The following is a 650-nucleotide window of genomic DNA, read 5'->3' on the forward strand; positions in this document are numbered from 1 at the left end:
GAGCGCGATCGTCTCGGCGATCGGCCCGGTGCCCGCCGAGGCGCCGTACCCCAGGGTCAGGAGCGCTCCGTGCGCGAGCAGCAGGTACAGCACGGGCTTCCCGAGCGACCGGTGCACCGCGATGGCGTTGTCCTGGCCGAAGGTCCGGTCGATGAGCGGCACGCGCGCGGCGAGCACGAGCATGACGAGCACGAGGTCGGTCGCGACGAGTCCCGCGACGATCCCGGCGTCGGTGAGCCAGCCGCCGATGCCGACGACCGTGTGCGATCCGGGCGACACGAGCCAGAGCATGACGGCCACCGCTGCCGAGACCCAGGCGAGGATCCCGAGCAGGTCGGTGACGGCGTTGCGGCGGCGTCCGGCTCGGCGGCGACGACGGGCCGCGACCTCGAGGGGTTCGTCGTCTCCGATGGGTCTCGGAACGGGACGAGCAGTGGGGCGAGCGGTGTCGATCATCGGCTCGTTCCTCTCCAGCATGTGATCGGGTGGCTCACAGCATCGGCATCGGAGCTATGGAGGAACCCGGAACGGGACGTGTCCTTCGTTCGAGACTTCGAGTGATCGACGGCGGCGTCGGATCGGCGTCAGAGCGCGGGCAACCGGACGGTCGCGATCGCGCCGCCGTGCTCACCGTTCTCGCCGTTCTCGCC

At 70.8% G+C, this 650-nt stretch carries 1 pseudogene; it reads right to left on the reverse strand.

The features are described from left to right. Nucleotides 1-456 (reverse strand): annotated as a pseudogene (locus BIV03_RS19960) (oxidoreductase); the annotation flags it as partial. Nucleotides 457-650 lie beyond the last annotated feature (194 nt).

The organism is Curtobacterium sp. MCBA15_016, assembly GCF_001865105.1.
Classification (GTDB): Bacteria; Actinomycetota; Actinomycetes; order Actinomycetales; family Microbacteriaceae; genus Curtobacterium.